We start from the raw sequence: 22,142 nt of genomic DNA on the forward strand, positions 1-22,142 counted from the left end.
GGCGGCGGTGTAGTTGTCGGTGGAGGTGTTGCCCGTGGCGGTGGTCGCAGAGGTCGCGTAGCTGCCATCGGCGTTGTAGGTGGTGCTGCCGAAACTGCCGTCAGCGTTGGTCCAGGTCGTCTCGGTCAGCGTGCCGGCGCTGCTATAAAAATTGCTGCCTCCACTACCGCTGGCGTTGGTCCAGTGCGACCAAGTCAATACCCCGGTGCTGTTGTAAGTGTCGGAGCCTGAGGAGCCGTTGGCATCCTTCCAGAAGTCACTGGCAAGGATGCCGGCGCTGTAGGTGTCGGTACCGGAGTTTCCACTGGCATCGGTCCACGAATCACTACTAAGAACGCCGCCCACGTAATTTTTGATTGAAGAGCTACCGTCTGGGTTGTGTGCGGTATTTGATATATGGGTTTGGCCACCAAACAAATATGAAATATTGTTGCCCCAGGAGCCATCGGATTGACTCCAGTATTCAATGACTGTATTAGTTGTATTGTTGATGCCAGTCACATTGGAATAGGTGGCTGTTACATTGCCGCTACCGTCGCTGACATAAACGCTGTTACTACCGTCAGCATAATATTCGACCTCATTGAATGCGCCGCTCGTCATGTTTATGATTTCTCCGTTTGCATTGACGCTCAGGCCGCCAATGGCTGATCCATTTGCAGCTAAGAAGACTGTGTTCACATTCGAGAGATCATCAACGGATGTTTTGATTTCGCTGCCATCGGCTGCGTAATAAATGTGCGCATCACCCCACAAGCCGGGGCTCAGATAAAAAGACGTTTGCCCGCCATAAAATAAATCGGTGTAACTCGATGGGTTGGTAAAATAATCAACGCCGTGTGCTCCATTGCTACTGGTCCATGTATCACCCCACGGCGCGGCATAAACGTCGCTGGAACCAGGTGTCAAATTTATACTATTGCCGCTACCTGCTACAAGCGCAGGATTCAGGAAAAGATATTGACTTCCAGTCGTGTAATCGGACGGAAAAAAAGTAAGATCCCCTCCTGCATTGGGATTATTGGGATCAGGCATGTTATTGAAATTAAAATCATTCGTGCTAGCGATCCCACTTAGATCAGGTTCTATTGTAATTTGCTGTCCACTTGTCCGGTCGACAAATGAAATCGCGGGGGACGCCCCAGTCGTTCCCCCACCAACCTGAAATTCTTGATTGGATCCAGGAGGCTGATAGTCGGCATATTGCCCTATTGGCGTGCTTACTTGACCAATGAGGTTGCTCGTGATGGCGCCGTTGCTTGCGACCGCAACGCTATAGTTTACGCCGCCTTGATTGTATACATCGAGTCCAATGCCTCCATGATCGGACTGCCACGCATCAGCGATTTTTATGCCGCTTGCGCTATACAGCGTATAATTATAACCGCCCTTGCCATCGTAGGTGTACGTAACAGATTCATATTGATTGCGCTCGAATCCGGTTACTGAGCCGTCTGCATGATAAGTATCCCAACCATAATTAAAAACTGCTCCTGAGAATCCAATGTTATTTTCATAGATGTCCGATTGAAGGGCCCCTCCCGTGGTGTAATTTCCAATCCAAAGCGTGCCCTGGGATTGATTGATTTGGTAGGAGCTGTAGCTTCCATTGCTGTTGTATTTGATGCCTGTGCCGTAATTGATGGGTCTGGGCCAGATGTTTCCGAATACACGACTTTGATAGGAATCTGCACCATAGGTGCCGTCCGGCGCGGTCCACGTGTCGGCAATCACATTGCCATATTGGTTATCTGTGTTTTGCACTTGCACCCCGCTCGTGTTGCCGCTCAAAAATGGATTGAGCGTCTTTTGTGTCGGGTTGTAGGAAGTTGAGCTTGCCACAGATCCGTTGGCGTTGTAGGTGTCTGTACCGATGGTTCCGTCTGCTTTGATCCACGAGTCGCTCTGCAGGGTGCCGCTGCTGGAATAGCGATCGGTGGTGACGTCGCCTTGACCATCATCGCTCGTGGTCGTGTAACTGCCATCGGCGTTGTAACTTGTGCTGCTGCTGGAGCCATTGGTGTTGTAGGTATCCGACCCGTGGCTGCCATCGGCCTTGCTCCAGCTATCGCTCATCAGCACGCCATTGGCGGAGTAGTTGTCCGTGGTCGAGTCTCCCTGGCCGTCGTTGACCGTACTGCTGGAACTGCCGTCGGCGTTGTAGGCATCACTGCCGGAGGTGCCGTTGGCTTGCGTCCAGGAGTCGCTGGTCAGAACGTTCGAAGCCGAATAGTTGTCCGTCGTCGTGTCGCCCTTGCCGTCGCTGATGGCCTTGACCGAACTGCCGTCGGTGTTGGTGGTCGTCAGGATGCTGGAATGATCCTGGGCATTGGTGCTCGTCGTCGTGACCGAACCGGCGGCATTGGTCGACGAGGTCGTGGTCACATACGGGTCACCGCTGCTCCAGGCCACCGCCGAGAGCACGCCACTGGCCTTGTAGCTGTCGGTCGTGATGTCGCCCTGGCCGTCGTTCGCATAGGCGCTGGTGCTGCCATCCGTGTTGATCGTGGTGCCGCTGCTCGATCCGTCGGCATGGAAGGTGTCGCTGCCTGAACTGCCATCGGCTTTGGTCCAGGTGTCGCTCGTGACGGCGCCGGCGCTACTCAAGGTGTCGGTCATCGTCTCGGTCAGCGTCCCGCTGGCCGAATAGCTGTTGACCGTGGCCGTGCCGTTGCCGTTGTTGACGCTCTTGCTCGTGCCACTGACGACACCGCCCGAGGCGTAGAAGGTGGTGTCGGTCTCGACGAGGTTGCTGCTGTTGAGGATGGTCTGGTACTGGCTGGAACTGCCATCCGGGTTGGTGGTCTGCCCTTCGGCCAGCAGGTTGTAGACAGATCCCGGTGCAAAGAAGGTATCGCTTCCCTTGGTGCCGTTGGCCTTCTGCCAGGCGTCGCTCGTTTTCACACCCGTTGCCGTGTAATCCGTTTGAAAGATGTCGCCCTTGCCGTCGTTGTTGGTGACGGTGTAGCTGCCGTCGGCGTTGTAGTTCGTGGTCGCGGTGGAGCCATCGGCATTGAAGGTTGCGTTGCCGGAGGTGCCATTCGCGTTGGTCCAGACTTCGCTCAGCATGACGCCTGCAGCCGAGTACTCCGCCGAGGCCATGTCGCCCTTGCCGTCGTCGGTGTAGCTGCCGTAGCTGCCGTCGGCGTTATAGGACGTGCCACTGCTGGAGCCATCGGCGTTGTAGGTGTCGCCGCCGTGCGCGCCATTGGCGGTCTTCCAGGAATCCCCCGTCTCGGTGCCACTGGCGTCGAAGAAGGTGTCGGTCAGATCCCCTTGCCCGTCCTGGCTGATGGTCGTGTAAGTCCCATTCGCTGCGTAGTCGACCTCATAGGCAGCGCCGTTGGCGCCGTAGGTGATGTAGCCATGCGTGCCCAGGGCGGCGTTGACGTAGTCAGCGCCGGTCTCGACGCCCGCGGCATTGAGATACCACGTCCAGGCATTGCCCTGGGCATCCGTGAAGGTGGGCGTGTAGTCGTTGAGCGTGCCCGTCCAGGTCGATCCATTGGCGAGGGTGCCAGTCCAGTCCGCATGCTGATAGTCGTAGCTGGTCGTGTGGTAGCTGCCGGTGAGCTGTCCGCTGGCGCTGTACTGATACGCCGTGGTGTCACCCGAGGCGTTTTGATAGTAGACGGTGTAGCTGCCGTTGGCATTGGCGACCTTGCTGAAGCTCGATCCGTCGGGGTTGACGACCAATCCCGCAGCCACGGTTTGTTGATCGGCGATGTTCCCATTGGACGCATAATCAGTGGCGATGACGTTGCCGTTGGCCAGGTAGTCATACGAACTCAGCGTGGCACCACTGCCATTGAGCGTGGCGACTGTGTAGGTGTCCGTGCTGCCGTTCCAGGTGTCTTCACTGGTGACCGTGCCGCTGGCGTTCGTGTTGACCACCACGATGTCGCCCTGGCCGTTGAGGGTGACGGTGCCAGCCGTGCCATCGCGTGTGTCGCTGAAGGATCCCTTGCCGGAGCCATCGGCGTTGAAGGTGTCGCTGCCCGTCACCGAAGGTGTGGTGTTCGAACCATCGGTCATGGTCCAGTTGTCCGAGAGCAGCGTGCCGTTCGAGGTGAGATGGCTGACCGTATCGCCTTGCAGCTCATGCGTATCGCGATAGAGGCTGCCGTCAAGTGCCGTGGCCGTCTTGAAGACGATGCCGCTTGCATTGTCAGTGGTCGTTCCGCTAGTGGCAGTCGCTTGGGCCCAGTCCAAATACACACCATTCGGATTGACACTGCCATCCGGATTGGCGGCATACCAGGAATCACCAACAACGGTACCTGAGGCGTTGTCGTTGTAGGTGACCTCCTCCCCTGCGATATAGCCGGTTTTGCTGCTTGTGACAGTCAAATCGTTGACCCCTGTCCCGCTGCCGGTGGACTGAGACGTCTGACTGCCATTGGCGGCAAAGTTGGTCGTGGTGGATGCGTTCTTATCGTTCCAACCCGTTGCGGTGTAGCTTCCGTCCGGGTTCTGCAAAATCATGGACGCCGATGTCGGAACGTCATAAGTACCACCCCCCGGGATCAGCGTGACGCCATCTCCAAACAGATTGACCGTACCTGATGACCCATCCGAATGCACCCAAGTCTGGCGTATTTCTACATTATCTTTGGTGTAGTAGTCGGTGGTGATGTTGCCCTGGCCGTCGTCGATGGTCGTGGCGTAATTGCCGTCGGCATAGGTGACTTTGCCTTTGGAAGAGCCGTCGGCGTTGTAGGTGTCAGTACCGTTAGTGCCGTTGGCTGCGTTCTTCCAGGTGTCGCTGGTCAGTGCGCCGGTTGTGGCGTCATAAGTTTGCGTGATGCTGTAGCCGTTGCTATCGTTACTCGTGGCAGTCGAGCCTGACACCGTTTGAACGATCATGTCTCCCATACTTCCCGTTAATGTTTGGCTGTTCGCTGACGGTGCGGTCGCTGTAAACGTCTCTTGCGGTGGGGATGAAGACGATCCGTTACCCGAGGATGATGTAGAACTTGTATTGAAGACGCTGGTATAGAGAGCCGCCTTTTGCGTCGCCGACATGGCATAAAAATCTGCAGGCGTGATGGCGACGAGTTTATCGACAATTTGCTGGTTCAACAGATCAGGTGGATACAGATCAAAATTGATTCCTCCAAGTGCAGGATGAGCTGCCAGAAAGTTGCTGATGTCGGTTAGCGAATGATTTGTGTAGAGTCCAGCAGCGCCCACACCCGCGATACCTCCAACGAGCATGCCAAGCTCAGCAAAACCCGCGCCTACAACAGCGCCTTGATCAAATGCCGAAGCGTTTGAGACGACTTCAGCATTGATTTCCGCCGAACCACCAACGTATGGCCCGCCAGCCAAATGAACAAGATCACCTTGATTGTAAATATTGAAGGCATTTTTGAAGGTTGCTGTCAAAGCATCGATTATGCTCTGCCCTGGCGCATCAAAAGTAATGGCTGCTGTCGGGACTTTTTGCGTAGTCGATGCAACAAAATCTGCCTCCTGACCTCCAAGCGAGTGTCCAGTTTCCAACACAGAAACGGCGATATTTCCATTCGCCGTTGCAATTTTTTGGGCTATTCCGATGATTTGCTGGTAATATTCCGAGGCTTGCGCATCACTTGCGGGCCGCCCTCCTGCCGCTATTTCAGCATCCCTGATGAGAATGTCGCCAATAGAATCAGTGCCCCGATTCCCAATGATAACCTGAAGCGTATTGATCCCGTTGACCTGGATGATCTTATAAAACGCAACGCCGGCATAGTTGTTGGCGGTGTCGGTGGGCGCCGCCATTTCAGTCCAGCCGGCCGCAGTGAGGTTGGCGAGATCTTGCGTGAGATTTGCATCGGCTGCAAATCCAGTCGATCCGTAAGCCACATTGGAAATCAACTCCGCCGCTTGGAGTGATTCGGGGGAAATCAGTGTTTCAGCTTGATTGACCGCCATGATAATTCTCCTGGATTTCTGTAAAAATTCGATTCAACGAAATTTCCAAATCAAGATACGATAGCCGCCCAAGGAATGGCTCCCGATGGCGACGAGGCTAGTTTTCCCGCTGTAGGCCAAGCCGCCGTAATTGGCAACGGGCAGTGTTTCTTCAACTGCGCCAGTTTTTGCTTCGATGACAACGATTTTTCCAAGAACATTGGGGTATCCGCTGCCCTCTTTTGACGCGAGCAGATGTCCCCCATCGGCGGTGAATAGCACGGTTCTGATTTCCCCTCGCATGGGGATCGTTCCGTGGAGCGGAAAGGCGATCAGATCAAAGGGGTTCAAATTCCAGATTTTCACATCGCCCGATTCCGTTCCGGTCGCGAATGTTTTGCCATCTGGGGCGAACCCGATGGCATCGATCACAGGATCGGCACGACTTCTCGGAGCTCCAGGGTAATCTGGATTTGGTGGCAGCAGAGGTTGTTTGCCATAAATTAATAAAACTTTATGGGGGTCAATTATCGTGTGCTCAATGTCCGGTGGCTGCCCATTCAAATTCCATACGATGATCCTATTGGTGCTCACAAAATCCTGAATCCGGATCTTCGCGAGTGTGTTATCTCCATTATCACTAAAAAGGCCATTGACGCCGATTGCCAATTTTGGTTGATGTGGAATGAAGGCGATTTGTTCGCCAATCAATGTTGTAGGAATTAAATGCTGCTTGAACAATTCATCTTTGACCTGCGCGTATCCGTAGCGCGTTGCATGCGTTTGCGTCCACGTGCTTGTCGAGTAAATGAAGGCATCTCCTTCTCCATCGCTGTAAGCAAAAAGAGTGCTATTGGCGTTAAATGTTGGAGAAATGCACGATCCCGTCCAACTGACGCCAGGTTTCAATTGCGCAACCGTGTTCCAGGTTGCCGTATTCCAGATGGTGACGAATGTTGAACTGGGGTTGGGGCCGTCACAAACAGCCAGATAGCGTCCGTCCGGGCTCCAAGCGATGGCGTGACGATCCGCGTTGGGACCTCCCCCTGACAGCGTGCGCACCAGCGCTTTGGTTTGGATGTCCCAGACATGCACGATAGGGGCATACATACCCACGTCGGCCACAAATTTGCCATCGGGGCTGAGGGCCACAGACGTGGGCGCGAATGTTTCGGGGATCACCGCATAAGGCCTGAGCATCTTGCCGCCGGGCTGAATGCCGAGCAAGGCCCCAGTTTCGCCAAGGTCGAAGGCGAATGCACCTCGTTGGTGAAGCAACACCAATGACAGTCCTGCGACGAGGAAAAGCCGTAACGGGGCGCCAATCCATCGCGAAAAACCCTTTAGTTCACTCAACATCCGAACTCTCCTCGATAAGAAAACAGACCCGAGCGGGCGTAGGTGGGCGTTGACGGCTTGACACAATTACCGTTCATGCAAACTCTCCTCCGCCGTTTTCATCAACGGACTGAGAAAATAATCGGCCACACTGCGCCGCCCGGTCTTGATGTCCACCGTCACGGCCATGCCAGGAGAAAGCTGGACCCAGTGGCCATCCACCCACATGCGGTTGGCGTCGAGGTGGATGCGCACCGGGAACACCAGGGTCTGCTTCTTGGTGGTCTCGGCGTCGTTGGACACCAGACGCACCGTGCCGTGCAGATCGCCGTAGCGGGTGAAGGAGAAGGTCTCCAGCTTGACCGCCGCGTTTTGCCCGGCGCGCACGAAGCCGATGTCCTTGTTCGACACCTTGGCCTCCACCTCCAGGGTGTCGTCCGGCACGATCTCCATCAGCGGCTTGGCCTGGCTGACCACGCCGCCCACGGTGAAGATGGAAAGCTGTTGCACCGTGCCGCTCACGGGGGCGCGCAACACCAGGCGGGTGGCACGCTGCTGCGCCTTGGCCAGATTCTGACGGGCCTGTTGTTCCTGCTCCTGGGCCTTGTTCAACTGGTCGAGCTGCTCGCGGCGGAACTGCGCCACCGTGGTGGAGATGTCGCGCTGCTGCTGGGTGACAGCAGCCTGCAGGGCCAGCGCCTGGCTGCGCTGCGCCGCCAGCTCTCCAGTCTGGTTGATGCTGTCCTGCTCCTTTTGCAGATAGTCCTGTCGGGCCACGAAGTTGTTCTTGACGAGCGCGGCGTAGGACTGCGCCACCTGCGCGGCCAGCGGGGCCGTTTGCTGCAGCTTGGCGATGACCTGCTGGGTGGAGAGCCATTCGTCTTGCCGGTGCAGCAGTTCGGCCTGCTGGGCGGCGAGTTTCTCCTGCAACTCGGCGTACTGGGCGTCGGCCAGGTGCCGGCTCTCGCTCTGGTCCTCCACACTGGCTCCGGTGACGGCCACGACGTTTGGGGGGCGTTGCGTGTTTTGCGCTGCCAGCAGGGCTTGAGCCCGTGCAGCCGTCAGCTCCGCGTCCTGGAGTGCGGCGCGGGCCTTGTCGAGATCGGCGCCGGCCTGGGTGGCGTCGAGTTCGATCAGCGGCTGGCCAGCGCGAACCTGTTGACCGTCGCGCACCAGGATGCTGTACACCGTGCCGGTGTCCATGGATTGGACCACCTTGACCTGGCCCTCGGGCACCAGCTTGCCCTGGGCGGTGGTGACGACGTTGATGTTGCCGACGATGGCCCACAGCACCGTGAGCGCGGCGAACAGCACGATCAGGCGCGCCGTCCATTTCGGCGCGGGATGCACGGGTGTTTCGACCAGTTCCAGATGCGCCGGCAGGAAGGCCAGTTCATGGGCGTGGCGCTGCGGCCCGCTGAGTTCGTGGCGCATTTGCCAGGAGGCGCGGAACACCTGCGTGTAGCGGCGCAGCAGGTCCTGGAAGGCGAGCCAGCGCAGCGGGCGTGGACGTTGTGGCATGGTCAAGCCGCCTGCATCCGGACCATGCCGGCGTAATAGCCATCCTGGCCCAGCAGGTCGGCATGGGAGCCAGCCTCGATGATGCGGCCTTTGTCCATCGCCACGATGCGGTGCGCCACACGCACGGCCGACAGACGGTGGGCGATGATGATGACGGTGCGTCCCTGGCAGATGGCGCGCATATTGTCCTGGATGATGCGTTCGGACTCGTAGTCCAGCGCACTGGTGGCTTCGTCGAAGATCAGGATGCGCGGGTTGCTCACCAGGGCGCGGGCGATGGCGATGCGCTGGCGTTGGCCGCCGGAGAGGTTGGCGCCGTGCTCGCCCACCCGGGTGTCATAGCCCTCGGGCAGTTCGCCGATGAAGTCGTGGGCGCCGGCGAGCTTGGCGGCCTGGATGACGGCGTCCAGGCTGACCGCGGGCTGGGTCAGGGCGATGTTGTCGCGGATGCTGCGGTTGAACAGCAGATTTTCTTGCAGCACCACGCCGACCTGGCGGCGCAGCCAGGCGGGGTCGGCCAGCCCCAGGTCGATGTCGTCGATGCGGATGCGTCCGGACTCGGCCAGATACAGGCGCTGCAGCAGCTTGGTCAGCGTGCTCTTGCCCGACCCGGAGCGCCCGACGATGCCGATGATCTCGCCGGGGGCGATCTCCAGGTTGATGCCATTGAGGACCGGCGGCCCGTCGGGCGTGTAGCGAAAGCTGACGTTCTCGAACGCGATCTTGCCGTGCACCTGCGGCAGCGCCTGGCGATTCTGCGCCAGCTCGGTGCGGGTGTTGAGAATGTCGCCCAGGCGCTGCATGGAGATGCCCACCTGCTGGAAGTCCTGCCAGAGCTGCGCCAGGCGCAGGATCGGTGCCGACACCCGGCCGGCGAGCATGTTGAAGGCCACGAGTTCCCCAACCGAGAGCTTGCCCGCGATGACGAGCTGGGCGCCCCACCACAGGATGCCCACGTTGACCAGCTTGCCGATGAGCTGGATGAGCTGCTGGCCCAGGTTGGCCAGGGTCGTGACGCGGAATCCCGCCGTCACATAGCTGGCGAGCTGCTTGTCCCAGTGGTGGGTGAACTGGGGTTCCACGGCCATGGACTTGATGGTCTCGATGCCGGAGACCGTCTCGACCAGGAAGGATTGGTTGTCGGCGCCGCGGGCGAACTTCTCGTTCAGGCGGGTGCGCAGGGGCGGCACCAGCAGGGCCGAGATGAGCACATACAGCGGCAGGGACAGCGCCACCAGCAGCGTGAGCTGCCAGCTATACAGCAGCATGACGGCGAGGAACACACCGGAGAACAGCACGTCGATCACCGAGGTGAGGGTCTGGCCGGTGAGGAAGTTGCGGATGCTCTCCAACTCGCGCACGCGCGCCACGGTGTCCCCCACGCGGCGCGCGCCGAAGTAGGGCAAGGGCAGGCTCAGCAGGTGGCGAAACAGCCTGGCGCCCAGTTCGACGTCGATGCGGTTGGTGGTGTGGGAGAACACATAGGTGCGCAGTCCGCTCAAGACCACCTCGAAGATGGAACTGGCGGCGAAGGCGATGCCGATGACCATCAGCGTGGACTGGGCGCCGTTGACCAGCACCTTGTCGACACGACCTGGAAGAACAGCGGGGTCAGCAATGCGAAGAGTTGCAGCACGAGGGAGATGCCAAACACTTCGAGCAGCAGGCGGCGGTACTTGACCACGGCGGGGATGAACCAGGAGAAGTCGAAGCGCGCCAGTTCTCCGGCGAGCGACGCGCGGGAGGTGAACAGGATGGCCTGGCCGCCCCAGCGGGCGTGGAGCTGCTCGCGCGTGAGGATCTGGTTCTGCCCCGTGGCGGGATCGTGGATCAAGGCCTTGGCGGCGTCGACCCGGGCCAGCACGACATGGTGGCCGTCGTCCTGCAACGCCAGGCAGGGCAAGGGGGTGTGCTCCAGCCGCTCCGGACTCAGGCGCACGAGGCGGGCCTTGAGACCCAGCGACTTGGCCGCCAGCAGCAGGTCCGTGGTGGACAACACACCGGCTGGCCGCCCGGCCTGATGGCGGATGGAGGCAGCGTCGGCGGGAATGTTGTGGAACTGGGCGATCAGGATCAGCCCGGCCAGCCCAGGGTCCGGATCGGGGTCCGGATCCGAACAGCGCCCCTCAGCCCCGGCCTGGGGCGGCGGCAGGCTGGCCGGTGGGGCCTGATTCTCCACGGCGTGCATGGACCGCTACGCCTTCAGATGCCTGACCCGCCATGCGGACGATCGTCCTGATCGACAGGCGCAGGCGTGGCGCAAGAAGCTGAACTGCAATGCAAGATGCAGATGCATAGACCCCCTGGATGGATCAGGCTTTCTGGCGCCTCTTCGTGCGCGGAATGCAGGTTTGTTGGCGGACACTCTCCACACCAACGAATTGGAATGCTTGGCGGCAGTATATGGACAACAAACGTCAGTTCATCCAGAACCAATCAGCCAGATATGTCGATGTGTAAATTCATGGCGCGTCGCTTGAGCTTCATTCACGCTGGAGAGACGAAGCGTGGCAAGCAGGATCAAAACACGCTCCAATACCTGTCGCGCCAAAGCAATTTCCGGTGTTGCCTTGGGGAATGTCTCTGACCTGGATGCGACGTTCGTCTCAGCACACGAACCCGGATCTTGCAGGATATTTGCCTGGAAGCCAGCCAAGGTAGAGCCCAGCTAGCCGATGATTGGTGCCGGGCGATAGCGCTCGAACCTCAGCCATCCGGACGCCACCAGGCCCCCCCAAGGGGCAAAGGAACCGGGGCTGTGCGCCGGCCGGCTCGGGCGGCATGATGAGATTGGAGCGGGCCGTGTCGGGCCAGCAGTAGGCTGCCGGTGTGTTGGTGGCAGCCGCCCAGCCAGACAAGCCATGAACAATGCATAGCGCATAGTCCTCCCCAGTCCATCAAGCCCGCAGCTTGATGGACTACTTGGATCGCAATGGGTGGCTCTGTAATGTACGGAAGACCTGGCGCCGCAGCCACTCCGCAAATCAAGTCAACTTATGGGTGAAACAAAATAAAACGTCCGATCACCGCCTCGTGGGACGTGGATCGGTGGTCGTTTGCATCGGGTCGAGCGCTTGGAGCGGCTTGCCAGCCCTGAATCTTTGGAAGCCGCGTTGCCGACCGCGTGAACACTTCGCCAGTCCTGGGGTTGCGCACCATGCGTGCCTTGCGTTCGGAGGCGCTGAATGCTCCGAAGTTGCGAATCTCCACGCGCTTGCCCTCGGCCACGGCCTGCATGATGGCCTCCAGAATGACCTCGACGCTTTCCTCGGCATCCTTGCGTGCAAGGTGAGGGTGGCGTTCAGCCAGGCGGTCGATCAGTTCGGAGCGGAGCATGATTGGCGAGAAGGGGTGGGTTTCCTCGACACTCACCCGGAACGGCAATAGGTGGGTAGCATCAATCGAATAGCAGAATTGAGAACGTCGAGCCGTTGTTGTGACGTGCTGGCGATTCTCGACTCAAGTTTTCTTGGAAGCGGGGGTTATGGATGGCGGTTTCAAGTGCACTGCACGTTTTTCTGCGCAAAGTATTATTGTGTTACCGCCCATTAAAACGTTGGGAGAATTATTTTCGTGCAGCCAGTACTTGTTTCTGCCGCGCTCGCCACGTGCTTTCGTGAGGCCATAAATAAGTGCAGCTAGAGGCCAAAGAAGTCGCTGTTTCTTCTTTGTTTTGTCTTTTCGTATATCAATTACTTGAAATCCAGCAAATTCGAGAGCCATACGCAGCATAGGGTAGCTAAGCCTATTGATGTGTATCATATAGCGGTTGCTGTCGTCGTAGTCATGGTTTAAGGCGTCAAAGCCAACCATCGGTTCCGATGCGCCATACATGAGATCACGCAAACGATTCTGTAGATTGGAGTAATTTGGCATGCTTAAAAAAAGACGGCCGCCCGGTTTTAATACACGCGAAAATTCTCGAAAACAGTGGTATACGTTCTCAACATGCTCTGGGCCCTCAACAAAGCATGCGTGGTCGAAACTGTTATCATCAAATGGAAATATCTGATTAAGATCGGCTTCTATGATTTGCAACTCCGGGTTTTCGAAATTGCCGATAACCTTGTCGGCAGAGACCACCTCGAATCCTTCATTATGCAGTTTCCATGCAAGTGCCCCTGCGCCGGCTGGAAAATCAAGAACCTTGCCTCTGGGGTGTTCACAGATCAGAGAAGAAATAACAGGGTGTATTTCTGCGCGTGCGAAGCCGTGGAATTTCCGGCCGCAAACTTCCACCATGTCGTCATCTTTATAGCTTGGACCAAACATTGCGTAGAAACCTTAAATTTTAATAGAATAAACGAGCAAGAAGATCATGGCTGATTCGCGGTCAATGGCGACACAGGAACATGTTATCCATATCCCCCGATCGATGCGCCCGCTGGCACGGCTACTTTGGCATGAACTTGTCCGCAGGTGTTGCAGGGAGGGGGCGTTCATCCCATTGAAGTGCCATTGGTTGGTTCTTGGTGGAGTGCATCTCGGGATCGCGTCTGTTCTGTTATTTGCACAAGGAATTAGTGCCCCGGCGGCCATGCCAGTCCGGACGGCGTCTTCGGCAAAACATCCAACACGCTCTTGCTGATAAGCTTGCCGGAATTATTAAAGTCGAATGCAAACTCCACCGCCGCCGATGGCTGGCAAGCTTCGCACTGAGAAATTGTATTTACAAACACGAAGCGTTGGGTGCCATCCTGCAGTTGAAATTCACGTTCAAAACCATAATAGCGCGTCAAGAAGCCGCCGTTTCTGGATAGCCACTGCTGCACTTCAGGGTTGTACCGAAGCATCACCAACTCCGAAGTATCGAGCACGATGCGAGGTGACCCATTAACGAGTGCAAAGCCACCATGATATTCACATGCAGGTGGTAGGCAGTCATATGCAACCATATCGACGGGCCCAAACTTATAGAATTTAGCGACCCATGTTGGCACGCCTTTCGCGGCAGTCAGTTCACGGGCGAAATCCACGGCCATCTTAGTCGCATGATGTTGCTCCATCTGTCCAACGAGACACGTTATATCAGGGCAGGGACTCGAATCTGAAAATTTCGCCGACCAGACGATACTTGCGTCCACTTTTGCAGGCTGCATGAGAAAATGCAGCGAAACGACGATCGCCAAAAGTAATACGGCTCCGCTAAGCGTTACAATTCGGCGAGTCTGTGTTCCCCACGTTAGTTGGGCAAATTTCCTAGTTGTCCGGCCACGATTTCGCCACAGTTCAGTTTGTGCTTTTCGCTGTTCTTCCGCAACAATTCTCTCCCGCTTGTTCTCTTCCGCCTCCACCCTCGCAGCCGCAACAATTTTCCGCTCTATGTCAGGAAGGTATTTTTTGTCGTTTAGAGCCAGATAAGACGATGCCAACTGGTCTACCCACTTTGTTCCGAGGGGTTGCAGCTTTTCGGCCAGCGAGGAAATGTCTTGATCGTACTGGACCAGCGCATTCCATTTGGCTCGATCGAAACTTGGTCCGGCGGTATTGCTAGGGCTACCAGGTTCAGCAAAAGTCTGGTTGGCCCCTACATTGATAGCGATCCGAGTTGAAGATCTGGCGAAAAGCGCAAGAGCGGCTATGGCCCCAATCGGAAAAACGAACAGCTTTCCCGCCTGCCCGAGCCCAAGGAGATTCCAGTGAAGGAACGCGCCTACGCCGAGAATGATTCCACCAACGCGTGGATTGGAAAAAGTGACTATTCCGCCTACGATCGTGACGAGTGGCGCTAACCACGAAAGCATCGAAACCATCTCGGCCCAAGGACCAAGGTTATTGCCTTGAAAGGGAATCGATCCCAGCCAACCGGCGGCCGAGCCGACCATACTGCCGAAGATACCTACATACATGAGGGAGAGTAGGCCAAGCAGAATACCGGCGATCCCCGCTGCGATTTTCATAGTTACTTTCTCCTTTGCGCTTGTTTTTTGTACGATCATCCAAATTCTTTGTGATCCGACCAGCTTCTCAGCACTCCAAGGTAAGAGTTCTTGGTCGGTCAGGGTTTCGCTGAGCTAACGGGTCCCTACACCTCCTGGTGGGCCTCAGTTTAAGGATAGCTCAACCCTGCCATCGCCACGATCTGCATGATTTTGATGATTTTCTTGTGCAGCCGCACCACTTGCTTGCGCTGCTCGTGCAATTGCTCCAAGCATAGGTCACCAGCCAATGATTCCAAGCGCGCGGCCGATGAGAATAATCAGGGCGGTTGTGACGAAATTGGCCTCACCATATTTGGTCGCGTATCTGTTTAGGTTTTTGACACTGATTACGTCGTCAGTTGATATGCCCGGATACGAGGAACGGAAGGCGTGACCGGCAGCGACTCGTCGGATGCGGTGATTGCCGTGCTCTTAATTTCAGAGCCGATTCTATATTTGACTTCAAAATTTTCCATATGGCCACTCCCTGTTTAGTTACCATTTTTGTAAAGCGTAATGTTGTTGGCCCGAGCATAATATAGTAGAACTGTTTTCACTGCCTGAGGTGTTACGGGTACATCAGTGGTCGATTGAATGTATTTGCGGGTTTCATCGACAACTTTGGAGAGAGGCATAGTGCTAAGGTCAGGCGCAAAAAGTTCAACGTAGCTCTCAAAATATCCGTTGGGCGCGCGCGTCACACTTATCGTATTGGCACCGATTTGTGCTGCGACCTCACCACCACCGATCAGAATGGTAATGATTCCATTGGCGGCGGTGGAAAAACGAGCTGCCGCTTCACCGAGTACATCTCCAATTCCGAGGGCGAATTCCTGTCCCACCTCCAATCCGACGTCAGCTACTACGCCCACACCGGCCGTTTGGTTCTGCACCTGATTCAGAGCCTGTTGTTCCTGCGGCGGAATAGGCTGCATATTGATCGTAATCGAGCTGCTATTCGCCTCAGGTGGTGTTGGTGTTGGTGCTGGCGTCACTGATCCGCTGCCTGGTGCTGGAACCGGTGCTGGCGTAGGTGTTGGAGCTGGAGCTGGAGCTGGCGTCAGGATAGGAGCAGGCGTTGGAGTAGGCGCTGGAATTGGCGTCGGAGTTGGGGTAGGCGCTGGCGTAGGTGTCGGTGCGGGTGTCGGAGTTGGTGTAGAAGCCACCTGCCATTGCAAAGAAGGATAGCCATTGTTGACCGCGCTGTTGAGCGCCCAGACGGTCGGACCGAACCCAGAGGGCAGGCTGCCCTTGAGCTGTGCGGTGGTCAGGCTGGAGCCACCAGCGCTGGTGGACTGGCCGGAGGTCTGGTTGTCCCAAAACGAATTTGATACGACTCCAGCGCTGGAGTTATATCCCAGAAACCCACCGACTATAAATCCGCTTCCGGTCACTCGCCCCGTTGAAATAGATTCTGAAATTGTGAGGTAATTGGCGCCGACCAGGCCGCCGACAGAAGCACTTGAAAATGTTCCGGAAACCGAGCCGGTTGCATATGAGTTTGTGATAGAACCTTCATTTGTGCCGATGAGCCCACCATATCCATAGAAACTATTTCCGCTTACGGAACCTGTTGCGTACGATTGGCTAATCGATCCGGTAGTATTGTTGATACCAACGAGGCCACCTCCATTGCCGCCACCGCTTACGTTTCCGGACGCATAGGATTTTGATATAGCTCCATCGTTCGCTGCAACCAAGCCTCCAACGGTACTTCCGCCGCTCCCATCGCTTGCTGCCCCTCCTCCTGTCACAAATCCCGTGGCGTACGCATGACTGATCGTGCCACCATTGTTCCAACCCGCTAGGCCGCCGACTTTGCTATTGCCGCTGCTACTCACCGCCCCGGTAGCATAGGAATTACTGAGCGCGCCGTATACTCCACCCACCAGCCCGCCGACGATGGCGTTATTGCCGACACCGCTTACCGCCCCGGTCGCATAGGAATTGCTGATCGTGCCGAATGCGTCGAACCCGATCAGTCCGCCGATAAAGCTATTGCCGGTGCCACTCACCGTCCCGGTTGTATAGGTGTTTTTGATCGTGCCATATGCCTCTTCCCCGATCAGCCCACCGACAGGGGCGCCGGCGGTTGTATCCGTCACGCTACCGCCAATCATCCCCACATTCCTGACCATACCAGTCCGGCCCACCGACCCGAAAACACCGAGCGCGGTCACCCCAACCTGCCCAAACAGGCCTGCATACCCGAGGCTGGTGTGGATATAAAGATTGCTGATGGTGTGGCCCAGACCGTCGAATACGCCCCGAAAGTTGACACCGCTCCCACCGATTGGCACAAAGCCGGCCCCCGCGTTCCAGCCGCTGGTTACCGTGGCGTCGATGTTGCTGCCCAAGACATATTGACCGGTGAGATTGTTTTGCATGCCCTGCAAGGTGGTGGTGCCGGTATCTCCCGCCACACCCAGACTGTTGATCACGATATACGGCGTACCGTTGATGGAAAGCGTGCCAATGCCGCTGAAATCAACCCGACCAGTGAAGTTGCCGCTGGAGTTTCTGCCCATCACCAGCGTGCCAGTGCCTACAGCGGCATCCGCGCCATTTGCGGTAGTCGGATTCAGCGCCAGCGAAGCGTTGCCACTTGCCGCCATCACGGCGTTGACGTTGATGTTATTGGCGGCGGTCAGGGTGAGCGTATTCGCGCTCCAGTTGACTGCATCGTTGACGTTGATGTCGCCGTTGACGCCGCTGGCGCCACTGCTGCTGATGAGGGTGACATTGGTGCTGGCAAGCTGCGTGGAGAGCGCGGCCCCCGTGATGTCGCCGCCGGTCGAGGCAATGGTGTAGTCGTGCGGATCGATGAGCCAGGTGCCGGTCTTGCCATTGGGCGCGGCGGTGGTCACTCTCGCTGTGTTCGCCACCGTGACATGCGCGGCACTGGTTTCAATGAAGCCGCCGTTGCCTCCATTTAGAGCGCTGGCATCCAGCGTGCCGGACACAGCCACCGTGCCATTCTGCATGCCGCCCAGCACCTTGATCGTGCCGCCGCTCTGCCCTGGCCCCTGACCCGAGGCATCGAGGGTGCCCGAGACCCGCACCGTTCCTGCCGCACTACCATCAAGCACGATGGTCCCACCACGCAGGTTGGCGCTGCGGGCCAGCGCATAGCCCGCCATGTCGATGGCGTGATCGACCACCGACTTGGCGGCGTCGGCGGTCAGGAGGATGGTGCCGCCGTCGGCAATCAGGCTGCCGGTGTTGGTGATGGCGGCCAATGGAGCCGTACCGTCAGCGCGAACGATCTGCCGCGTGGCCTGCTTGTCGAGCAGAAAATTGAAGGTGCCGTCGCCATTGAGGTCGACCGTGAACCCGGCCGCCGAGGCGAGCTGGATCTTCCCGAGACGGGCCATGATGACCCCGGAGTTCTCCACCCCTGGAGCGACCAGGGCGGCAAGGCCGGCGTCGCTCACCGTGATGTGCCCGGCGTTCGCCACCATCGCGCCGGCGTTCCCGCGGCCGCTGAACTTGTAGTTTCCCGCCATGAAGTTGCGGTCGCTGATGTCGAGCGTGGTGGCGAGCAGCCCCGCCACGTCCACCTGGGCGGTCTTGCCGAACGCGATGCCGTTGGGGTTCACCAGCCACACCTGGCCGTTCGCCTTGAGCGCACCCATGATCTTCGACGGGTCGACGCCGACCACGCGGTTGAGGACGATCGCCTGGGCGTTGGGCTGGGCGAAGGAGGTCTGCTCGTTGGCGCCAATGCTGAAGGAATGCCAGTTGATGACGGCTTTTTCGCTCGTCTGGGTGATTGCCACGTGGCTGGGGCTGGGCTGCGCGATGCTCGCCGAGCCGGCGGCCACCTGGCCACCTTGAGGGTTGGCGTGGGCGAGCGTCGGAATGAGCGTCAGCGCGGTCGTCCCGAAAAGGTTCGCCATCAGGGCCCGTAAGGTGTGATGGGCAGCAGGGCGGAAGGGTGGGTGTGCCATGGGAAACCCCCTTAGAAGCTGGCGAGGATGCTGAACAGCGGCCGGATGTTCCGGTTGCCGCGAGAGGCGATGTCGCGGGTGAGCGGCTTCGCCAGCTCGATGTCTGCCGAGAGCTGGCGGAACAGGCCGAACCGCAGGCCGAGACCAGCCGAGGCGAGTGACTGGCTTTGGGGCTGACCGGCTGCGGGGGCAATGTTCCAGACCTTGCCGACGTCGTAGAAAACATAGACCTGCGGACTGGTGAGCAGGGTATTGCCAGCGGGGAGGTCATAGCGGGCCTCGATCGAGCCGGCAAGGCCGTTGTCGCCGAGGATTTCGGAGGGCTCGTAGCCGCGGCCGAAGCGGTTGCCGCCGAGGCCGAACTGCTCGGCCGAGAGCAGCGGCGCTGCGGCGACCTGCGCTGCCGCCGCGAGTGCCAGTCCGAAGCGACCGGCGAGCGTCTGGGTGCGGGTGAGTTCGGCATAGAGCCGGGTGAAGTCGCTGTGGCCGTTGGCCCGGCTGAGATTGGGCGAACCGGTGCGGGTGGCGCCGAGGATGTCCAGCCCCTGGCTCAACTCGGCGCGCATCAGGGTGCTCGCTGGGCGGCTGTCGCCGAGCAGGGTGTCAGCGGCGTCGTAGCTCGTGGTCAACGAGAGGTAGCGCACCTTGTCGTTGGAGAATTGAGTTCCGAGGAGTTCGACGCGGTTGTCGAGTGCCGTGAACGCAGCGCCGACCCGCAGCGTGCGGGCGAGCGAGCGAATGACCGGGTAGTCCACGCCCGCGCGCAGGATCAGGCTGTTGCCGAGCGGATTGAGGCCGACCAGGGCACCGCCCGGCTCGGAATGGCTGTAGGTCGCCGAGAGTAGGAGACGCGTGCCCTCCGGCGTGAGGACCTCGTCGTGCTGGAGCGCGGCGTACAGCAACTCGTGCACCGGGTTGACGGTCGCCAACTGGAGGGCGGTCTGTTCGTCGCGGCCGAACAAGGAGTTGAGGTTGATGCCCACGAGCGCCTGGAGCGGGCCGATGGCCTTGGAGCCGTGGTTGTCGACCTCGGCATAGCCGGTGACGGTCCGGTGCGTCACCACGAGGTCGAGGTCGGCTGCGCCGGGCCGGTTCGCCGCTGGACGCAGGACGGTGCGCACCGAGGTGCCGGGCAGGTCCTGCATCAGGAGTACGTAGCGCTCCAGCACGGTCTCCGTGAGCGGGCGGCTGGCCTTGATGCGCTCGGCCATGGCGGCGATGAGGCCGCGCGAATCGCGGGCATCGCCCTGAATGCTCACGTTGGCGACATAGCCCTCGACGGCCCGCAGATGAACCACGCCGCCGGTGACCTTCTGCGGCGGCACGATCACTTGCGAAAGGATGTAGCCGTCGCGTCGGTATTTGGCGGTGAGGGCGTCGCGCAGGGCGAACACCTCCGCGAGCGAGATTTCCTTGCCGATCAGGCTGGCGTAGAGGGGCGTGAGGTCGGCCGGCTTGTAGACGGTGCTGCCGTCGAGGATGACGGCGCTCAGGGTGAAGTGGATCTTCAGGGCCTCGGCCGGCGGCATCGGCGCCTCGGGGCCGGGAATGGTGATCTCCGGCGCGGCCTTCGGGACGGGCTGCGGCTTGAAACGCTGCTCGATGCGGCCGGGGTTGGCGGGGCCAGGTAGCGGTGAAGCGGCCCTGGCGGCCGGAACGAAGAGTCCGCCCAGTGCAACAACCCAAACTACCAGCCCCAACCCGCATGGCCGAGCTTGTCTTCCGCGATGCATGATCACGAATCCCCCTTGATACGGGCCTTTATGAGGCCCGGCACGCCCTAACTGGTCGACTCGTCAGGCAGCCGCCCAGTGCCCACGTCCAATCCGGCAAACTACTGAAACAGCGGCCAGGAACTCGCGTTTGCGTGTCCGCTTGTTCGAGCCCTCGAACCCCGTACTGCCAAGGCTGATCTGTTTCATGTCGCCAATGCACCACGCCAGCCCGTCATAGGGCTGACTTATCCAGAGAATCCCTAAAAAAGGCACTTACTTTTTAGAAACAGACGAAAGTAATCCGCAAAAGTCATTTTTTATTTCATCGCCGGAAGTGGTCTGTCCACCAGAAACAGAAAAAGACAAGTATATATTAACGCCGTTTTTATTGGGTTCAAATATAATTGAGAGTGGGGTTGTCCTGTTCTCCCCCAATGATGCGTTCGTTACGCTTGCGCTAATAACTCCAATCTCTTTATTAATGTTCGTGATAGACACGCCACCTTCTTTGGCGATACTTTGAGCAATTTTATCCATGGCCACATTCTTACTAACACCACTGACGAATTGATTTGTTTTAAAAATTCTGCCAGAGAAAAAATTTCCCTCAGTGGTAAAGTTTTTGGCGCACGCCCTTGTATCTTCCGTTTGTAGCTTCTGAGGTGGACCTGATGTGCACGCAGAAATAAATATCGCCATGAACATGATCCCTGCCATATTACGCTTATTCATTTCCATCCTCTCATGTGAACGGGCGCTGATTTCTCATTGGGCGGTTGCACCCATTACAGTCCAACGTTTAACGTGGAATTAACCAGCGTGGCCGAGCTTATATTCCACAGTGATTTATATTGGGCGTTGCTCGAACTGGCGGCGATGGAAGTCAGTTATTCAGCAAGCGCCGGTCGCTCGTCTTCATCGACGTATCCAGTTCGCGTAGCCGCCGCATCGGTTCGAAAATCCACGGCGCTAATTGATCTTGTAAGTCAGAAGCTCAGCGCTAAATCTGTTGTAAGGCTGGCCAGCCCAGTTGGTATCCTTGTACATGACTTTAACCACACCATCGACTGCGGGCGCATACCAGAAGGTTTCTTGCATCCTCCCTGATCCGCTCATGGTGCCCATGGTCGATTTATAGTAACCGTCCTGAGTTATTTTCAGAGCAGTGAACTCACCCGCCTGAACTTTCACTGTTTCCCATCCAACCACTTTTGTCGTGAGCGTGTAAGAACCAACGTGATCGCCCGTTGCGTAATCCGCTTTCGCCTTCCAGGTTTTACCGACACGAAGAGGGAAGGCGAAGGTTTCTGTGTCAGGAGAAAATTGAATAGCAGCACCCGTGGTGAAAGAGATGCCACGGATGGTGTTCAGATCCGGTGTCTCCGTCACGGTGGCGACTGCGCCGGACGTTTCGGACTTTCTTGCGAGATGAATTTCCGTGCCGGAAGTCGCGGAGACCTCTAGCGTGTATTTATCCTGCACAATACCGCGCACAATACCGCGCCAGTTATTGATCTTCTGATAGGTCCACGAATCGCCCACTTTGAGGTCCGGGCGTTCCACTGTGGGATGCTCCTGGGCCAGGGAGGTCTCGGCAAAGAACACCGCGATAGCAGCCAAAACAAGCAGCGATGCTTTGATCATCGTGCCTCCCGATTGGTGACAGCAAGTTGCAGGCGAATCGACAGCCCGAAGGTTTTCGGTGCTCCAACACGCTCCAGCACGAATGACGGGGATTCCCAAGCATCCTGCGCGAGATCGTGTGCTGGATTTTTCGCTGTTATTCTTGCCTCGGCAAG

The 22,142-nt window shown here is 57.9% G+C and carries 11 protein-coding genes and 1 pseudogene; all 12 read right to left on the reverse strand.

The window, feature by feature from the left end:
• On the reverse strand, positions 1-5,919 hold a 5,919-nt coding region (locus ACYCUK_RS15345), incomplete at its 3' end, for a beta strand repeat-containing protein (protein WP_461595571.1).
• 33 nt (positions 5,920-5,952) lie between these two features.
• Complete coding sequence (locus tag ACYCUK_RS15350) at positions 5,953-7,257, reverse strand: WD40 repeat domain-containing protein (RefSeq protein WP_461595572.1); 1,305 nt, start codon at positions 7,255-7,257, stop codon at positions 5,953-5,955.
• Between the two features lie 66 nt (positions 7,258-7,323).
• Positions 7,324-8,757, reverse strand: coding sequence for an HlyD family type I secretion periplasmic adaptor subunit (locus tag ACYCUK_RS15355; protein WP_461595573.1), 1,434 nt, complete (start codon positions 8,755-8,757; stop codon positions 7,324-7,326).
• A gap of 2 nt (positions 8,758-8,759) precedes the next feature.
• Positions 8,760-10,945 (reverse strand): annotated as a pseudogene (locus tag ACYCUK_RS15360) (type I secretion system permease/ATPase).
• Between the two features lie 806 nt (positions 10,946-11,751).
• Complete coding sequence (locus tag ACYCUK_RS15365) at positions 11,752-12,093, reverse strand: HU family DNA-binding protein (protein ID WP_461595574.1); 342 nt, start codon at positions 12,091-12,093, stop codon at positions 11,752-11,754.
• A 123-nt stretch (positions 12,094-12,216) separates the two neighbouring features.
• Positions 12,217-13,029 carry a class I SAM-dependent methyltransferase gene (locus ACYCUK_RS15370; RefSeq protein WP_461595575.1) on the reverse strand — a complete coding sequence of 271 codons (813 nt, stop codon included), beginning with the start codon at positions 13,027-13,029 and terminating at the stop codon, positions 12,217-12,219.
• Positions 13,030-13,277: 248 nt separating this feature from the next.
• Positions 13,278-14,657: a hypothetical protein gene (locus tag ACYCUK_RS15375; protein WP_461595576.1), complete on the reverse strand. Its 1,380-nt coding sequence runs from the start codon at positions 14,655-14,657 to the stop codon at positions 13,278-13,280.
• A 368-nt stretch (positions 14,658-15,025) separates the two neighbouring features.
• The gene (locus tag ACYCUK_RS15380; protein WP_461595577.1) at positions 15,026-15,154 is read right to left on the reverse strand and encodes a hypothetical protein; all 129 of its coding nucleotides are present in this window, start codon (positions 15,152-15,154) and stop codon (positions 15,026-15,028) included.
• 15 nt (positions 15,155-15,169) lie between these two features.
• Positions 15,170-18,628 carry a two-partner secretion domain-containing protein gene (locus tag ACYCUK_RS15385; RefSeq protein ID WP_461595578.1) on the reverse strand — a complete coding sequence of 1,153 codons (3,459 nt, stop codon included), beginning with the start codon at positions 18,626-18,628 and terminating at the stop codon, positions 15,170-15,172.
• Positions 18,629-18,639: 11 nt separating this feature from the next.
• Complete coding sequence (locus tag ACYCUK_RS15390; RefSeq protein WP_461595579.1) at positions 18,640-20,328, reverse strand: ShlB/FhaC/HecB family hemolysin secretion/activation protein; 1,689 nt, start codon at positions 20,326-20,328, stop codon at positions 18,640-18,642.
• A 288-nt stretch (positions 20,329-20,616) separates the two neighbouring features.
• Positions 20,617-21,075: a hypothetical protein gene (locus ACYCUK_RS15395; RefSeq protein ID WP_461595580.1), complete on the reverse strand. Its 459-nt coding sequence runs from the start codon at positions 21,073-21,075 to the stop codon at positions 20,617-20,619.
• 237 nt (positions 21,076-21,312) lie between these two features.
• Entirely contained in the window at positions 21,313-21,987 is a 675-nt protein-coding gene (locus ACYCUK_RS15400; protein WP_461595581.1) for a hypothetical protein, read from the reverse strand.
• Between the last annotated feature and the right edge of the window lie 155 nt (positions 21,988-22,142).

The organism is Thiomonas sp., assembly GCF_054608695.1.